Annotated in this window: 10 protein-coding genes and 1 other RNA gene; all 11 read right to left on the bottom strand. The window is 39.5% G+C overall.

What is annotated here, in order from left to right; translation table 11 throughout:
- Positions 1-20: 20 nt before the first annotated feature.
- Positions 21-1,235, bottom strand: coding sequence for a hypothetical protein (locus TEGAF0_RS01940; protein WP_264899613.1), 1,215 nt, complete (start codon positions 1,233-1,235; stop codon positions 21-23).
- Complete coding sequence (locus TEGAF0_RS01935) at positions 1,232-1,825, bottom strand: Crp/Fnr family transcriptional regulator (RefSeq protein ID WP_264899612.1); 594 nt, start codon at positions 1,823-1,825, stop codon at positions 1,232-1,234. The genes TEGAF0_RS01940 and TEGAF0_RS01935 overlap by 4 nt, the downstream gene beginning before the upstream one ends.
- A 6-nt stretch (positions 1,826-1,831) precedes the next feature.
- A complete protein-coding gene (locus tag TEGAF0_RS01930) occupies positions 1,832-3,346 on the bottom strand; it encodes a S10 family peptidase (RefSeq protein ID WP_264899610.1) in 1,515 nt (504 codons plus the stop codon).
- A gap of 43 nt (positions 3,347-3,389) precedes the next feature.
- The gene (locus TEGAF0_RS01925) at positions 3,390-5,048 is read right to left on the bottom strand and encodes a DUF3472 domain-containing protein (protein ID WP_264899608.1); all 1,659 of its coding nucleotides are present in this window, start codon (positions 5,046-5,048) and stop codon (positions 3,390-3,392) included.
- A gap of 43 nt (positions 5,049-5,091) precedes the next feature.
- Entirely contained in the window at positions 5,092-6,483 is a 1,392-nt protein-coding gene (mgtE, locus tag TEGAF0_RS01920; RefSeq protein WP_264899607.1) for a magnesium transporter, read from the bottom strand.
- A gap of 8 nt (positions 6,484-6,491) precedes the next feature.
- Positions 6,492-7,581 (bottom strand): peptide chain release factor 2 gene (gene prfB / locus TEGAF0_RS01915; protein ID WP_264899606.1). Its coding sequence is split into 2 segments (ribosomal slippage): positions 6,492-7,520 and positions 7,522-7,581, totalling 1,089 coding nucleotides; the frame shifts between segments, so codons are not numbered across the junction.
- Between the two features lie 29 nt (positions 7,582-7,610).
- Complete coding sequence (locus tag TEGAF0_RS01910) at positions 7,611-12,365, bottom strand: hypothetical protein (protein ID WP_264899605.1); 4,755 nt, start codon at positions 12,363-12,365, stop codon at positions 7,611-7,613.
- 72 nt (positions 12,366-12,437) lie between these two features.
- An RNA gene (gene rnpB, locus TEGAF0_RS01905) (RNase P RNA component class A) lies at positions 12,438-12,802 on the bottom strand.
- Positions 12,803-12,916: 114 nt separating this feature from the next.
- On the bottom strand, positions 12,917-13,945 hold the full coding sequence (locus TEGAF0_RS01900; protein ID WP_264899604.1) for a Smr/MutS family protein: 1,029 nt from the start codon (positions 13,943-13,945) through the stop codon (positions 12,917-12,919).
- Complete coding sequence (locus TEGAF0_RS01895) at positions 13,945-15,639, bottom strand: amino acid permease (RefSeq protein WP_264899601.1); 1,695 nt, start codon at positions 15,637-15,639, stop codon at positions 13,945-13,947. Before TEGAF0_RS01895 ends, TEGAF0_RS01900 begins: the two co-directional genes overlap by 1 nt.
- Positions 15,640-15,670: 31 nt before the next feature.
- On the bottom strand, positions 15,671-16,636 hold the full coding sequence (locus TEGAF0_RS01890) for a polyprenyl synthetase family protein (protein WP_264899599.1): 966 nt from the start codon (positions 16,634-16,636) through the stop codon (positions 15,671-15,673).
- Positions 16,637-16,685 lie beyond the last annotated feature (49 nt).

Genomic DNA, 16,685 nt, shown 5'->3' with positions numbered 1-16,685 from the left:
TAATTTTTTTATGATTACAATCACAAAGAGACAGTGTTTCTGGTATACGAAAAACGTATGAAAGCAAGGGCTGATAAAAAAAGAAGCAATGCAACCCCAAAAAGCATTTCATTAATATAAGGAACTACGGTATAACTCAAAGAAGCAATCCCCTGAATACCTAGGAAAAACTCATTCATAAAAACCATCACCGCAAAGAATTTTAGCGCAATAACGGTTTTTCGGTTCAATAAAAAATAGGGTTGATCAATCAGATAAGCCAGTAAGAATAGTAAGGTAAAAGCTAGCAAAACAAGGTGTAAATAAGCAATCACAATTGGTCTGAATCCAAAAGCCAGTTTACTAATACTGGGAATGGTAGAGCCGGCTTGTAATGCAATTTTCACTACCAATGCCAATATGGACAAGGATCCCACAAAAAATAACAACGGTTTCTGTATTAGTACTTTCTTAAGACTGGCAGAAAAAAATTGTCTGACTAAATAAATAAGCCCTATGCATTGAATAAGGGCAGACAGTACAATCAGCACATACAACCAAACTGGAAGATGTAACCATAAAACCGACAATCCATAAGCAGGAATAACACTAAAAGCAAAAGCTTTGAAAACAAGACCATGATTATGAAATGAAAGATCCTGCTTGTGCATCCAGCTCATCAGTAACCCCATACATACAAAGAAAAACCATCCATTATATTGAAAATGCAAAAACCAATAAGTAGCTGCCAGATAAGTAAACTGCGTTTTATTACCCGTAATCCACATTTCAATCAGCCATAAATGAGCAAGCATAGAAAGAAGAAATAAAAATCCGCCCATTTTAAACCATTGCATCGCAGGTCCTTCTTTTTTAGCCCATGTAAATATTCCTAAAACCACAAAAACCAGAACGGCTAAAAAGCTAATCATCTGTGCAGTTACTGCAAAAAAGCTAAATCCTTGCCAAATAAATCCTAGGCAGGCTAAATAAGAAAAAAACAAGTTGACGTAAATTGTACGAATCAACCATTTAACTTGAGTAACTTGTAGTGAATCATAAATTTTAATCAAAATAAAAGTCAAGATAAAATGGGTAATCAATCCGGAAAAAGCGAACCCGGAATGGGCAAGTTGTAAATGTTTCTGATTGACTATCGGAAGTGAGAATCCTATTTTATATCGCATGATTACACCAAGTAATGCCACTACAACTAAACTGAGCAAACCTAGTGTTAACAAGCGTTTGGGATTCATCGGAAATACAATTTATGATCAATAATTTTAACTTTATTACTCTCAGAGAGTTTTACCAAAGTACGGATAACTGTTTCTACCCTTAAGCCTGTAAAATCTGCCAACTGTTGTCTAGTAAAAGGAACCAGACCATTTTCAATTAATTTATTTTCATTCTTTATTTTAAGTAAAAAAGCAACTAATTTCTCTTCCGGGGAATTGTTGACAAGAATATTGGCCGTAAGTGTTTTACAGTATAACCTTTCTGCAAAGATCGCAAATAAACGCTTAAAAAGTGGAGGATGGTCGTCTAATAAGTGTAAAAACTTTTCTCTTGTTAATCTGTAAATCAATGAATCCGTTATGGCATAGGCACTTGCAGGATAAGGCTTTTGCAACCACAAAGCCGGCTCACCAAAACTGTGACCTTCATGAAAAACGCCCTGAATAAATTCTTTTCCGTCATTCGTTAAACTTGTCATTTTAACAGAACCCACATCAATCTGATGAAAATACCTCGCTTCATTTTCCTGGGCAAAAATCTGTTCTCCTTTATACCATTTTTTAGGAGTGGCACCATAAGCTAATAAAGTATCTGTATCAATAAGCATAACTCATTATTTCCCTTTACTAAATTCAAAAAATGCATCCACATCCTTTTTAAATTGAACCAGAGATGGTTTATGTATATAATACATATGACCGGATTCATAAAAATAAAACTGAATGTTTTTTCTTTGCTCTGGTCTCAAAAACATATGTTCAATATCATACCTTGCTGTAAAATACGGAGTAGCAAAATCATAGTATCCTGCGCCCATATATACTTTCAAATCAGGGTTCTTACTCATAGCATCCCGAAGACTCTCCGCTACATTTAAAAACTGATTCTGCACATTGTTATAATTCCATGGATATACATCCCCAAAAATATTATAGCCGTTCTCCTCCTTAAAATTCAGTTCACGCTGAAAGTAATCATTTATTGTTGCGGTAAAGGGTCCGTCAATATTAGCAAAAGAAGGATCAAAACTGTTCACTTCACCGGCGTCATCCAAATCACGGCCGGTAAACCTTGCATCCAGTCTACCAATTGCTAGTCCGTCTTTTCTTCTGAGTTCTTTATAGAATCTGCTCTCTTCTACTCGTAGATTGGACTGGAGACAATATTCCTTGGAAAGTCCCGTATAGTAACTCATTTTTTCAGCTATGGCGTCTTTCTCAGCTTCACTTAGCCATCCTCCCTTTATCAGTGCAGATGCATATGGCCCTATGGCAAATGCTTCTGCTTCCTTCAATGCATTCTGCAAATTGGCTTGCAATGCAGGTGCTAGTTTTTTGTGGTACCATGCTGCAGCAGTATAGGAAGGAATGTACAAAGCTCTGGGTAAATCATTCCCAACATAATAATCATTGGTACCAAAATTCAGCACAGCAGAAATCATAAATATACCATTCAGATAAATCCGGTGTCTGTCCTGCAAAAATTTAGAAAGCCCAGCTGCACGCGTTGTACCGTAGCTTTCCCCTGCAAGGTATTTGGGAGATCCCCATCTTTCATATCTTGATAAAAAATGACGGATAAAAGATCCCATGGCATTGACATCTTCATTAAATCCGTGAAACTGTTTAGGATTCTCCCCTGGTGCTGGTCTGCTGTAACCTGTTGATACCGGATCAATAAAAACAAGATCCGTTTTATCGAGCCAGCAGTACTCGTTGTTTATAAATGTATAGGGTGGTCCCTGAGAAAAGCCATCATCATTAAATTGCACCCTTTTGGGTCCTAAACCTCCCATATGCAACCACACGGAAGAAGATCCCGGGCCTCCGTTAAAAGCAAAAGTAACGGGTCGCTTTGCAATATCATCCCCTTGTTTTTGATAATAAGTGAAAAATACTTTAGCAATCAGCTTGCCTGTATCATTTTTCAAATGCAGGTATCCAGTATGTGCTGCATAGTCAATTTTCTTGCCAGCAATCATCATTGAATGACGGGTTGTTACTACGGTAACTCCAGCAGGTGTGGACTGCATATTGGTAGTAGCCGTTTCTACTGGTGCAATGGAGCGTTGAGCATTCAGTGCATTGAACTGAGCCAGCATACAAAATCCTACGAATAGTTTTTTCATAAGTAAAGAATATTGGATAGTTTGAATTGTTAAGTTAAACAAATTATCGTGCTTCCAGCACTTCTATGTCAAAAACAAGTACACTGTTTACTGGAATATCCTTGCTTCTAGTTCTAATTCCATACGCTTGTCCCGAAGGTATATAGATGGTAATTTTTCCTCCTACATTAATTTTGGGAACTGCCAACTGCCAGCCTTTTATCAAGCGATTTAAGGGGAAAGTCGCAGGCTTTTCTTTCGTTTGATCAAAAATATTGCCATTGGAAAGTAAGCTCCCTTTATAGTAGACTGTTACCGTATCCGTGACTTTAATATTTTTACCTGTACCCTGCTGCACAATATGGTAATAGATATCCGAAACACTGCCAGTTGTATCAATCTGTTTATTTTTTACCGCCATTTTTATAATACCATCATCCAATAATGCCTGCGCCAATGAATCATGATTTTTATTTAGATCCACTTGTGGCCTTATTCCGGAAGCCTGTCTGAAAATAGTATTGCCATAAGAAATATTCGATGGTTTAAATCCGCCATGCGATAGATAAAATTGCTTGCCTTCTACTCCTGCCCCATAATCAATCCGATGGCCTGACCTTCCAGTTGCATCATAAGAAAATTTACCCGTCAGTATTTCTTCCCATCTGCCATTGGCTTTCTGGATCCATTGATTTCCTATATATACTTTTCTTTCCAGCTGGCCATTTACCCCCCAGAAATTTTCACTAAAGGAATACAAATTCTGAAGATAATTTCCATCCTTAGGAGCACTAAAACTGGCTATCAATTTCCAACGCCCTGTCTCAGGCATAAAAAAATACCCACTGTAAATGGTACTCGATTTAGCTGAGTCTGTTAAAGCCGTAACCAAAAATTGGTATTTTTCTCCTGCTTTCCATGGATACACAAAATGACTGTGACCACCAGTCCCCTCATTTCCAAATTCGTTAGTGATTACTCCATCACCTTTACCCAATAACTTTACTTTATTGGAATCAGGAACTTTCTTTGGGTCAATGGCTTCATTGCCTGCATCCCAAACAGAAAAAATAATTCTTCTTTCCGTTAAACTATTTACTTGCATTCCAAAGTATCCTCTTTTAAATCCGCAGGCCATATAGTAACTATACAGTGGATCATTACCTTCCGGTACCATTAATTCATTATAAAATCCAATTATTTTGGCTGTATCTTCTGTTGGATATTTCAAGTGCACAGATGCGGCATTTCTTCTGGCAACAGGATTGAAATGCATACCTTCTGTAGGCTTTCCTTCCAGCTCAATTGACTGTATATTGGCAATTAGCTTCCCGATTTTTTTCTGGCAACTAAGGGTAATCTGATAAAAGCCGGTATCGGTAATGGCAACTTTCCCGATTTTTATTTTTTTGAATGCCGCACTACTCACTAATTTCAGCGGAAACTTCTTTCCGGCAACAGCAACAATTATATCTGAACCCGTATTGATTGCCTTTGTATGGAAACTCAACTCAAGCTCTCCTGTTTGCTGCACTTTAAAAAACCAATGAATGGTTTGACGACTATCCGTCCAGTTCGAGAGTCCTTTTTTCTCTGAAAACAAATACTGTTCATCGGTTTCTGCAGGTACCGCATAACCAGTAAATGCTGGTATCTTAACTGACTGAGCCTGCAGCAAGGACGTAACAAAAAGCACTAGCGTAAGTAAAGGAATCTTCTTCATAATGGTTGAATGATTCCTCAACTTAACAAAAACAAAGGAGAAATTATAATAGTAAGCCTTGTAAAAACAAATAAGCAAAACTAAAGTAGATAATGAGTCCTGTAACATCTACCAGCGTTGCCACAAATGGTGCTGAGGAAACAGCCGGATCAGCTCCCAGTCTCTTTAAAAGAATAGGCAGCATTGATCCTGTTAATGTGCCCCAAAGCACAACACCAATTAACGAAAACCCAACGGTAGCACCAATCATTGCCCAATGTGGACCATAGATTTCCGGCATAATTGAATGCCAGATTCCTACTCTTAAAAATCCGAGAATGCCTAGTACCGTTCCTAATAATAGCCCACTCATAATTTCTCTCTTCAACACTCTCCACCAATCAGACAAATGAATTTCCCCAACAGCCATCGCTTGTATTATCAGCGTTGACGCTTGTGAACCACTATTACCACCACTGGAAATAATCAAGGGAACAAATAGTGCCAGCACCAGTGCTTTAGCAATTTCATCTTCAAAATGCCCCATGGCAGTTGCTGTTAATAATTCTCCTATAAATAAAACAATTAACCAGCCCACTCTTTTTCTGAATAGTTTAAACAATGGAATATCCAGATACGGTTCATTCAATGCTTCGGTACCACCCATCTTCTGCATGTCTTCACTGAATTCTTCATTGGCTACCCAAAGCATATCATCGATGGTAACAATACCCAGCAAAATATTGTTTTCATCAACAACAGGCAATGCCACCCGGTTATTCATTTTAAAGACCTGACTGGCATTTTCCTGATCATCGTTTACTTTCAATGAGACAACTCTACCGTCAATTACATCTTCAATTTTCTTATCAGGAGCAGCCAAAATAATGTCTCGGATTCTTACGTCATCAATCAACTGCCCATGTTCATTGATTACATAAATGACATCAATTGTTTCGCTGTTTCTAGCGTATTTACGTATAGTAGCAAAAACCTCATCCATGGTATTTTGCTGGTATACGTATACATAATCCGGAGTCATTAATCTACCCACACTATCTTCGGGGTATCCTAAAAGAGACAGCGTAATTCTTCGTTCTTCGGGATCTAATAATTTAATGAGATCTCTGATGGCTGCTTTTGGAAGTTCTTCCAGAAAGTCGGTACGGTCATCGGCTGGTAACTCATTCAGTAATTCTGCGGTCTTTGCAGAAGGCAATTCTTTCACAATATCCTTCTGTTGTGCAATATCCAGAATTTTAAAAACACTGGCTGCTCTATGTACCGCCATATTCGCAATGATTCTGGCCTCGTATTGCGGATATTCATTGATTAAATCAGCAACATCACTGATGTTCTGGTCATTCAAAAACTCTCTGATCTCAAGCGGATCATCCACTTGAATTAATCTTTCAAATTGTTCAAACAAATCAGGATGTTCCAGTTCAAGTGCCATTGTAAAAATTAACTGTTTTCTTGTTGCATCATTAAATAGGCTTTAATGAATCCATCTATTTCCCCATCCATTACAGGACCTATATTTCCTACTTCATAATCGGTTCGATGATCTTTAATCATTTTGTATGGATGAAAAACATAGGATCGTATCTGACTACCCCATTCTATTTTTTTCTTGCCAGCATTGGTTGCATCAATAGCTTCCTGTCTCTTTCTCAGCTCCTCTTCATACAATCGACTCTTCAACATTTTCAATGCCAGCTCACGGTTCTCTCCCTGTGTTCTTGCCTGTTGACACTCCACAATGATTCCACTTGGAATATGTTTTAATCTTACCGCCGTTTCAACTTTATTTACGTTCTGTCCTCCACTTCCCCCACTTCTGTAGAAAGCCCATTCCAAATCACCTGCATTTACATTGATTTCAATGCTATCATCAATCAAGGGATAAACAAAGACCGAAGCAAAAGATGTATGCCTTCTGGCATTGCTATCAAAGGGAGAAATTCTTACCAGCCTATGAACACCGCTTTCTGCCTTTAAAAAACCATAAGCAAAATCACCATCAAACTGTAAAGTAGCACTTTTAATACCTGCTCCATCTCCTTCCTGAAAATCAAGTTCTGTAACTTTCCATCCTTGCTTTTCACCGTACATTCGATACATACGCAACAACATTTCTGCCCAATCTTGACTTTCGGTTCCACCTGCACCGGGATTGATTTGTAACACTGCCGGTAATTCATCCTCAGGCTTATTGAGCGTACTTTTGAATTCTGCTTCTTCAATTTTGGAAATGGCTTCCTGATAAGCGATTTTAGTTTCCTCTTCTGTTGCATCACCTGCTTTCCAGAAATCAAATAACAAGGCAAAATCTTCCACCGCGTTTTCCAGCTGTTTGAACAATTTTAACCAGTACTCATTTACTTTAATTTCCTTCATTACCGAGGTAGCCCGGGCATTGTCATCCCAAAAGCCCGGAGATAAGGAAAGCTGGCGATCTGTTTCTACTTTATATAGTCTATTATCGACGTCAAAGAAACCTCCTCAGGACCTGAACGCGGTCCCTCATAAATTTAACTTGCTCTTGTGTCATGCATCAAAAGTACAAAAGAACAGGGAGGACTAGAGTTTTACAAAACGTTTTCTTGCAATGATTCTGCCAGCACCTGTTACCAGCTCTAAATTGTAGATTCCTTTAGGTAACTGAGATAGTTCCAAATCGTAGATAAAATTACCCGTAGACCCACCAGTGTTGATTCGTCGGTTAATCATGATAACACCTCCATTGGAAATTACTTTCAGGAACGTGCTATTATTTACAAAGGGTGTAAATATAATCTTGGCCGTATTCTGCACCGGATTCGGGAAGAAATACAGTTGCTGTTCAGTAGTTAAATCTGCCCTTACATCAATGGAATCAGAAACAGAAGTACAAAGATTGGTATCGGTTATAGCAACATTATACCTGCCAATAGTAGCATAAAATACATATAACTTATCCGTTGTGTCAGGAATGGAATTCAGGAGATTTCCGTTTCTGTACCAAAGAATTTTACTAACTACTTTGCCAGAATCCGCGGCAGCAACTAATCTGGTTGTATCTCCGGGCAAAATATTCTGTTTACCCAATATAGTAATTCTTGCCCCTGGCAAAGGTTTAATAGAGACAGTCACTTTCTGACGGGCACTCTGACAGCCTGTTGAAACATTGGCCCTAGATACCCAGTAATTGGTGGTCCTAATGGCATTGGTTACCGGAACAGGTGCTGATACAGAACCAATCCCCCCATTTGCTGTATTGAACCAAAGTAAACTATCCCCTAAAGCTCCCAAAGGCCTGGGAGTTTCATTGAGACAATACTGAATATCAAAAACAGTAGGTTTAAGGGGAACATAACCGCTGTCTAATCCAAATGCACCGGTCTGTGTAGTACACCCAAAATAACTCGTAGCTACTGCTCTGTATTGGCCTCTGGTTCGTGGCGAAAATGCAAAGCTGGTATCCAACGATGCATATTTTTGTACCCGGAAATTATTCATGTCGGATATGTAGAAATTTCCATCCACATCAATGAAAGCATTTCCAGGTGCATCCAATTGTTCCGGACTATTCCCTTTATTGTTTACGCCACCGGCAATGACAATACCAGTATCAGCACCAATCTGCCATCCTCTAATTCTATTGGCTGTACCGCCTTCCGCTATAATCATTCTATTGGTGGCATCTACAAAAACATTGAGAGGAGTTACCAACTGATTGGCCCCATTGCCCTTACCTCTTCCACCCGCTACAACTGTACCTCGAATATCCCCTGCTCTCCATCGAACAATTCTGTCGTTTTGAGAATCGGCTATATAAATATTCTGGCGCTGATCTACAAACACTCCAAGAGGAACACTAAGTTGATTGGTTGCTGAACCCGCAAAATTACCCCCGGCAACTGTTTTACCGGCAATGCTACCCTTCACCCATAATTGTACACGGGCATTCAACGCATCTGCAACATATACGGAAGCGTATGCATCTACAAAAACACCCGTTGGATACGAAAGCTGATTGGCTTTTAAACCTCTGCCATTCCCTCCGGCCACCACTCTACCCGTGGTATCACCTTCTTTCCAAACCACTACACGATCATTATCGGTATCTGCCACATATATCAGTCCATCCGCAGCAACAAAAATACCTGCTGGGTTATTTAATTGACTCAATCGGTTTCCGGCGCCTCTTCCTCCCGCAACAGTAATAGCAACCTTGGCACCCGGAGCCCATTTCTGAACGCGGTGATTCCATTGATCACAAACAAAAATATTTTTCTGCTCATCCACAAAAACAAAACTTGGTCTGCCTAATTGAGTTGAATCTGTTCCTCCAGTAAGTTTACCTGCAACTGTCTCAGCTATCTTGGCATAGGTAGTTGTTATTCTGGTTAAGCTATCGTTATTTAAAGTCCATAATACAGTTCTTGCAAAAGGCTTTGATTCAAGCCTCATTGGCTCATTATTTAAACAGGTTGAACTGATAATATTAATTTCAGGTTTCTTCCTAACCGTTACGGTTACTTCTGCCGTTGAATTACAACCATTGCCAATGGAAGACACAACTGTGTATTTGGTTGTAACTGATGGTCGGGCAATGACTGTATCTCTTGTAGTAGTGCTTAATCCTGCTGCAGGTGACCAGCGGTAATTGGTGGCACCTGAAACAATCAGATTGGCCTGCCCCCCTTCACAAATAGTTGTTGTATCGTTTTTGATGGTTAAATCCGGAGAAACCACCACATTGGCGATTCCCGAACCAGTAACACATCCAGAAAAAGAAGCTGACAAAACAGAATAAGCACCCGAAAGCCTTGTTTGCAAAACAGTATCTGCCTGTGCAGTAATGCCGTATTTCTGAATACGATAATTCCTGCTATCTGCTACGTACATATTACCAGATAAATCAAACCCGACCGCATTGGGCAATTGCAATTGATCGAGTGCCGAACCTGAACTGCCATTTGACAAACCAGCAACGGTTGTTCCGATCGTATCATATAAAGCCCAGCGATGAATTCGGTTGTTGCCTCTATCTGCAATAAACATATTGCTGTTCCCGTCCACAAATATGCCGGAAGGAAAATTTAGCTGGTAAGGCAATGTACCTGCCCCCCTGTTTCCTGCAGCAACAGCTCCTGCTAATTTGGTCTGATCATAAAACATGATTCGATGATTCTCTGCATCGGCAACAAATAAATTATTTCGCTGATCCACAAAAACAGCCTGAGGATTATTCAAACGGATACTGTCATTGCCAGGCACTCCATTACCAGCAACTGTTTTTACAATTGAACCACCGTTTGACCATTTTTGTACCCGATGATTTCCGGCATCTGCTATATATAAATTGCCATAATTGTCTACAAAAACACTCGCAGGAAAATTCAACTGATATGTGCTGTTACCCAATCCCAGACCACCTGCAACGGTTGTTCCGGTTTTGGATCCTTTTGGAAAATATTGAATCCGGTGATTGTTCTGATCGGCCACATAAATATTACCAGCTGCATCAACATAAACACCAGTAGGATAATTCAATTGATCATTCGCACTTCCTTCCCCGTTACCCCCAACAATTGTTGTACCAACCAGATCACCTGGTTTCCATATTTGAATACGATGATTAACCGCATCAGCAACATATACATTCCCTTTTTGATCTACGAATGCACCCAAAGGCAAACCCAATTGTCCCGCAGCATTACCAATTCCATTTCCGCCGGCAAACACAGTTCCTACCTTACTCCATTCTGGGAAAAAGCTCCCAGCTTTTATTCCATTGCCTCTGAAATAATTTAAGCTTGCTGGTCTTTCCCCTAAAATGGTAGTAGTCACTTTAGTAGCATCTGGAGACAAACAAATGGTTGGCGTAACCACAGGTAATGATCTAAGACCTACATTAATTGTTAGGGCTCTGTACGAAACACAGCCACTATCCGAAACTGAATTGATTCCATAAAATGTAGTAGAATCTGGTTTTATTAAAAAAGTGCTATCGGTTATTTTATTTACTCCCGTAGTGGGGAACCAAGTATAATTAGTATTGCCGGTGAGTTTAATTTCTGCTACATCTCCTGAACAAATCGCTGTTCTACCTATAACATTAATGGGCGGTCGGGCATTCACATTAATCAGGTTCGATTGTTGTACACACCCGTTAAAAGAAGTTACACGCGCATAATACAACCCTCCTTCATAAGGTCTGAATTCAGGGCTTACCGGAGTAGCCGTGTATTGCTGCACTCGACCGTTCTGCTGATCCAAAACAAATAAATTTCCCGAAGCATCAAATGCGATACCGGTTGGAAAACTGAATTGATTGTCTCCAGAACCGCCGAGGCCATTATCATTCCCGGCAATTGTAATCATCCCGACTCCGTTGTTGTATAATTTGTGAACGCGATTGTTTCCTGCTTCCAACACATATACTTCCTCAAATGCATCCACCAATATATCTACCGGCTGAAATAAATATCCATAACCCGTCCCTTTTCCCAGCTGGCCCATCACCGTTTTTCCTTTGTATTCTCCCAGCTTGAATTTTTGCACCCTGTGATTGGCCGAATCAGCTACATAAATATTGAAGTTTTTATCAACTGCAACTCCCTGCGGACTGTTTAGTCTCATAGAGTCTGAACCAGGACCCAATCCTCCAGCAACAGTTATACCCGTTGATCCTCCCTGTGCCCATCGCTGTATTCTATGATTGCCTGCATCTGCTATGTATACAAATCCCAACGCATCAACAAAAACATCACGGGGATCACTTAACTGATTTTGTCCGGAGCCTTTTCCATTTCCCCCTGCAACCAGAAAACCATTACTCGATCCTGGAGCAAAACGAAGAACACGGTTGTTGTATTGGTCTGTTACAAACAAATTACCAAATCCGTCAATGAACAACCCAGCAGGCTTATTAATTTGATTGGGCATATTGCCTCCTCCGTTTCCGCCTGCAATGGTAACTCCATCCGGAGTTGTTCTACTATAGGCTACTATACGGTTGTTAACCGTATCGGATAAATAAATATTTCCATTATTGTCGATGGCAATTCCATGCGTACCCGAGACTCTTGCCCTGTTTCCAACTGAACCTGATACCACAGTAGTTGACCCGCCACTTAATGTTGCTTTGGTTTTTTGTACAACAGAATCATTCAATATCCATTCTACCTGATAAGGGCTTCGGCTAAAGTTACCCAGTATGGTTCCTTCGCCGGCGCACTTTGGTCCATTGATGCTTACAAAAACACATTGTGCGGTTAACCAGTTTGTTGCGAATAGCAACAACAAACTGAAAAACCCTTTTACACAATTGTTACATGTCTTACTCATCAACATCATATCTTGTTATGGACAGAAAAATTGTTCCATTACTACATGAGTAATGTCAGGGTGCGGATAAAAAATACCATAAACCTCATAAGCCGGATTCTGTTTCAACTCCATCATTTATCTGGCCGCAACATTACTGTTACGATCTTGCTGCCTACCCTGGATTGCGTTTCAATGAAGAAATCGAGAACGAGCAGCTCTCAAACAATCCTATACATGGCATTACAGTACCCAAGGTTTACCCATAGCCTATGTTACCATTTGCTATCGTGAGCTCTTACCTCACATTTTCACCTTTTCCGTTTAAAACGGTAGTTATTTTCTGTGGCACTTTCTCTTTTCTGATTGCTCAGAAAGCCGGCGCTTAACCGGTGGGTTGCTCTGTACTGTCCGGACTTTCCTCCCCGACAAATCGGGGCGATGGCTCGGGTTTATAGTACTTACGAAGATACGAAATGCAATACCAATGTGGTCTTAGTGGTCAATTTAAAGGGGTCTCCGTCTAAAAAATACCCAATACTTGGTATAAATTTTACCGCAATGTCCGCAGATTATTTATAATTAAAGAAAACCTGAGTGGCACCAAAACCAAAACGGGGGTCGTATTGGTTAACAAAATGCTTTACTTCTCTTTTTGTTTTCAGGTAATCATGTACTTCTTCTCTCAACTTTCCTATCCCAACGCCATGAATCACAATCAACTCCTGCTGACGGTGACTGATGGCAATATCCACCCATTTTTCCAATTCAGCTAACTGTATAGACAGGATTTCAAAATTGCTCAATTGCTGGTAATCGTCAGTCAACTTTTCAATATGCAGATCAATCACAGACCTTGCAGGAGGAAGATATTCCTTAATTTTTCCAGCATCATATACTTTATACCCCTTTGCCTTAAGACTATCCAATGGCAGTGACTCGGCTTGTTTATCTGGATATTGAGTAAATAAAGTGTAGGAGAAAGTGGGCTCATTCTTTTCCTTGAGCTGTTCAATCTTTTGAAAAACCTGCTTGGGTTTTAATTTTAACTGTACTTCAAAATGATCAGCCTTCCCCTTTTGTTCAGGCAAAAGGCTGAAATCGATGGTAAAAGATGGTGTATCATTTACCTGCTCAAATTTAATATCGTGCAGGTAAAAATCATGGAAAGGCTGAATCTCATTTACCAGACTGAAATATTCTTCCCCATTAAAATATTGCTGATACGTAAATCTAAAACCATCATTTGTTTTATTAACTAAATGAATTTTCAACAACTCAACTACTTCATCATTAAAATCGTCCAGCGCAAATTTTGGAATGAAAGAAAGCCAGACACCTTCGGATACCTTAATCTGATTGGGTTTGGGCGCTTCCTTTGCTATCTGATCCACATAAACTTTGGGTTCGAGTTTTTTCTGTGGTATCAGCTTTTTCTCTGTAAACCTTTTGAAATAGGGGAAATCAATCTGGTCCATATAGGCAGGGAACTTAACCCCCCTTACTTCTATCATCACCATTTTATCGTTGATGATTTCAATTACCTTCCCTTCTTCATTGCTATGCAACACTAAAATATCATCGCCAACTTGGTATTTCATCAGCTCGCTAGTTTACTCTTGTTTTTACCGTATAAAAAATAAATTATCAACCCCAGTGACATCCAGCCAAAGAACCATAACCAGCTAATAGCAGGTATTTCAATCATCAGGTACAAACAACATAAAGCACCTGCAACTGGGATAAATGAAAAGGAATTTTTGAAACTGAAAAATGCCGTTACCAGTGCAATCAGCATGAAAACTAGAAACAATACTTCCTGAAAACCTTCATGTCCCAGATTCGCAAATGCATCATTGATTCTTCCTCTGGAAAACCAGGTCATGATAAGAACCAATATTGGAATAATAAACTTGCCGTTGATATAAGGCAACTTGAATCCTTTTCTGGCAACATTTTGATTCATTTTAGGAAGTACCAGTACACCAAAACATACCAAAACAAATGCGAACAACGTACCAATGCTGGTTAAGTCTGTCATGAAACCACTGCTGATGAATAAAGAAGGTATTGCAACAATTAATCCAGTCAGAATAGTTGAGAACCCGGGTGTCTGGTATTTTGGATGTACTTCAGCAAATTTTTTTGGTAACAATCCATCCCTGCTCATACTCATCCAGATTCTGGGTTGACCCATCTGGAAAACGAGTAAAACACTGGTTGTAGCTACTACTGCACTGATAGAAATAATATAGCCGATTTTATTCATGTTCAGCTTGTCAAAAACATAGGCCAGCGGATCATCTACTTTTAACTCACTGTAATGTACCATTCCTGTTAAAACCAATGCAACCAAAATATATAAGACAGTACAGATTAATAAAGAGTAAATCATGCCTTTGGGTAAATCTCGCTGAGGATCCTTACATTCTTCCGCAGTAGTTGATATAGCATCAAAACCAATATAAGCATAGAATACAGCTGAAACACCAGCCAGCACGCCTCCGAATCCATTAGGTAAAAAAGGAGTCCAGTTATCTGTATCCACGTAAAAAAATCCTAAGACAATAATCCCAACAATCACAGCCAATTTAAAAATCACCATCAGATTCGTACTCTTTTTACTTTCTTTAATTCCGATGTAGGCAAGACCAGTAATAATCATCACAATAAAAAAAGCAGGCAAATTCAGAATAACTTTCCAAGAACCAATCATTGGTGCATTCATTATGGCATCATATCCTAAACGAGCATGTTTTGTCATGGTTTCGGGTGCTTCTCCCGCTGCCATTGCTTTGAGGGCTTCTTCATATCCGAGTTGCGCATTACTGGCATTGGTAGCCAGCCATCCGGGTAAACTTATATGAAAGCCTTCCAGCAGATTATTGAAATAGCCGCTCCAGCTAATGGCCACTACAATATTGCCAATAGCATATTCTAATATTAGTGCCCATCCAATAATCCATGCAACCAATTCTCCAAAGGAAACATAGGCATACGTATAAGCACTGCCGGAAATAGGAATCCTGCTGGCAAATTCCGCATAACACAATGCGCTGAATCCGCAAGTAACGGCTGTAATAACAAAAAGGAATGCAATGCCGGGTCCGCCATTATAAGCAGCAGAACCGATGGTTGAAAAAATGCCTGCACCAATAACCGCTGCAATCCCCATAAAAGTCAGGTCTTTTACACCCAGTACTTTTTTTAAACCACCACCATGACCATCATTATTCCCCGCTGCTGCTTCTGCAGTTATTTTTTCAATTGATTTCTTTCTAAACAAAGAAGACATGCTACTCAATTTTGGTTGGAAGATAAGTAAATTAAACGTCTCGCTGAATCAGGAAGTCTGCCAATTCCTTGAGCGGTTTCTTTCTGCTTGAAACAACTGCAATGGCTTCGAGATGTTCCATTGCCTTTTGCAAATATTGTTCTTTTAAGGTATTGGCCCATGCATCTACCCCGCAGGCTTTGTAAATAGCTAGTACTTTCTGCACTTTTTCGGTAGTTTGTCCTTGCATTAATTGATACAGTTCTCTTTTTTGTTGTTCGGGTGCCACATCCAATGTATGCAACAATAAAAATGTTTTTTTATTCTGACGGATATCACCCCCTACTTCTTTTCCGAATTTTTGTGGATCACCAAATGCATCAAGATAATCATCCTGAATCTGAAAAGCGATGCCAAGGTTTTTTCCAAATTCATACAGGTGTCGGCAATTGCCTTCACTTGCCCCTCCTATAATTGCCCCCATTTCTAAACTAGCTGCAAGCAATACAGAAGTTTTCAGGGTAATCATTTCAATGTAAGCTTCCAGTGTAACTTCGTCCTGATTTTCAAAATCCATATCGAATTGCTGACCTTCACAAACTTCTTTTGCAGTCTTATTGAAAATTTTCAAAATTTTCTGAAGATAACTTCCATTGATTTTGTTCAATTCTTCATAAGATTGAATCATCATTACATCTCCTGATAATATAGCAGTGCTTTGGTTGTATTTGCTATGTATGGTTTCCATTCCTCTTCTTAGCGCAGCTGCATCCATAATATCATCGTGAATCAAAGTAAAATTGTGAAACAACTCCACTGCAGCAGCCAGATGATATGCATCTTCATGAATATCATCAAACAATTCATTGCCCATCAAACAAAGAATGGGACGAATTCTTTTACCGCCAATGGTTAAAAAATAATTACATGGCTCGTAAAGAGTTGCAGGTGTTAAAGGAAACGGCGAGTGATTAAATCGCTGGCTGAATACTGCCGATAAATCTTTGAATGAAAACATGCTACAAACCTAATTATAAAATAATGGAACTCTTCAGCAGCTTAACATT

Source organism: Sediminibacterium sp. TEGAF015 (assembly GCF_025997995.1).
Classification (GTDB): Bacteria; Bacteroidota; Bacteroidia; order Chitinophagales; family Chitinophagaceae; genus Sediminibacterium.
This window is presented reverse-complemented; position numbering and strand designations above follow the sequence as displayed.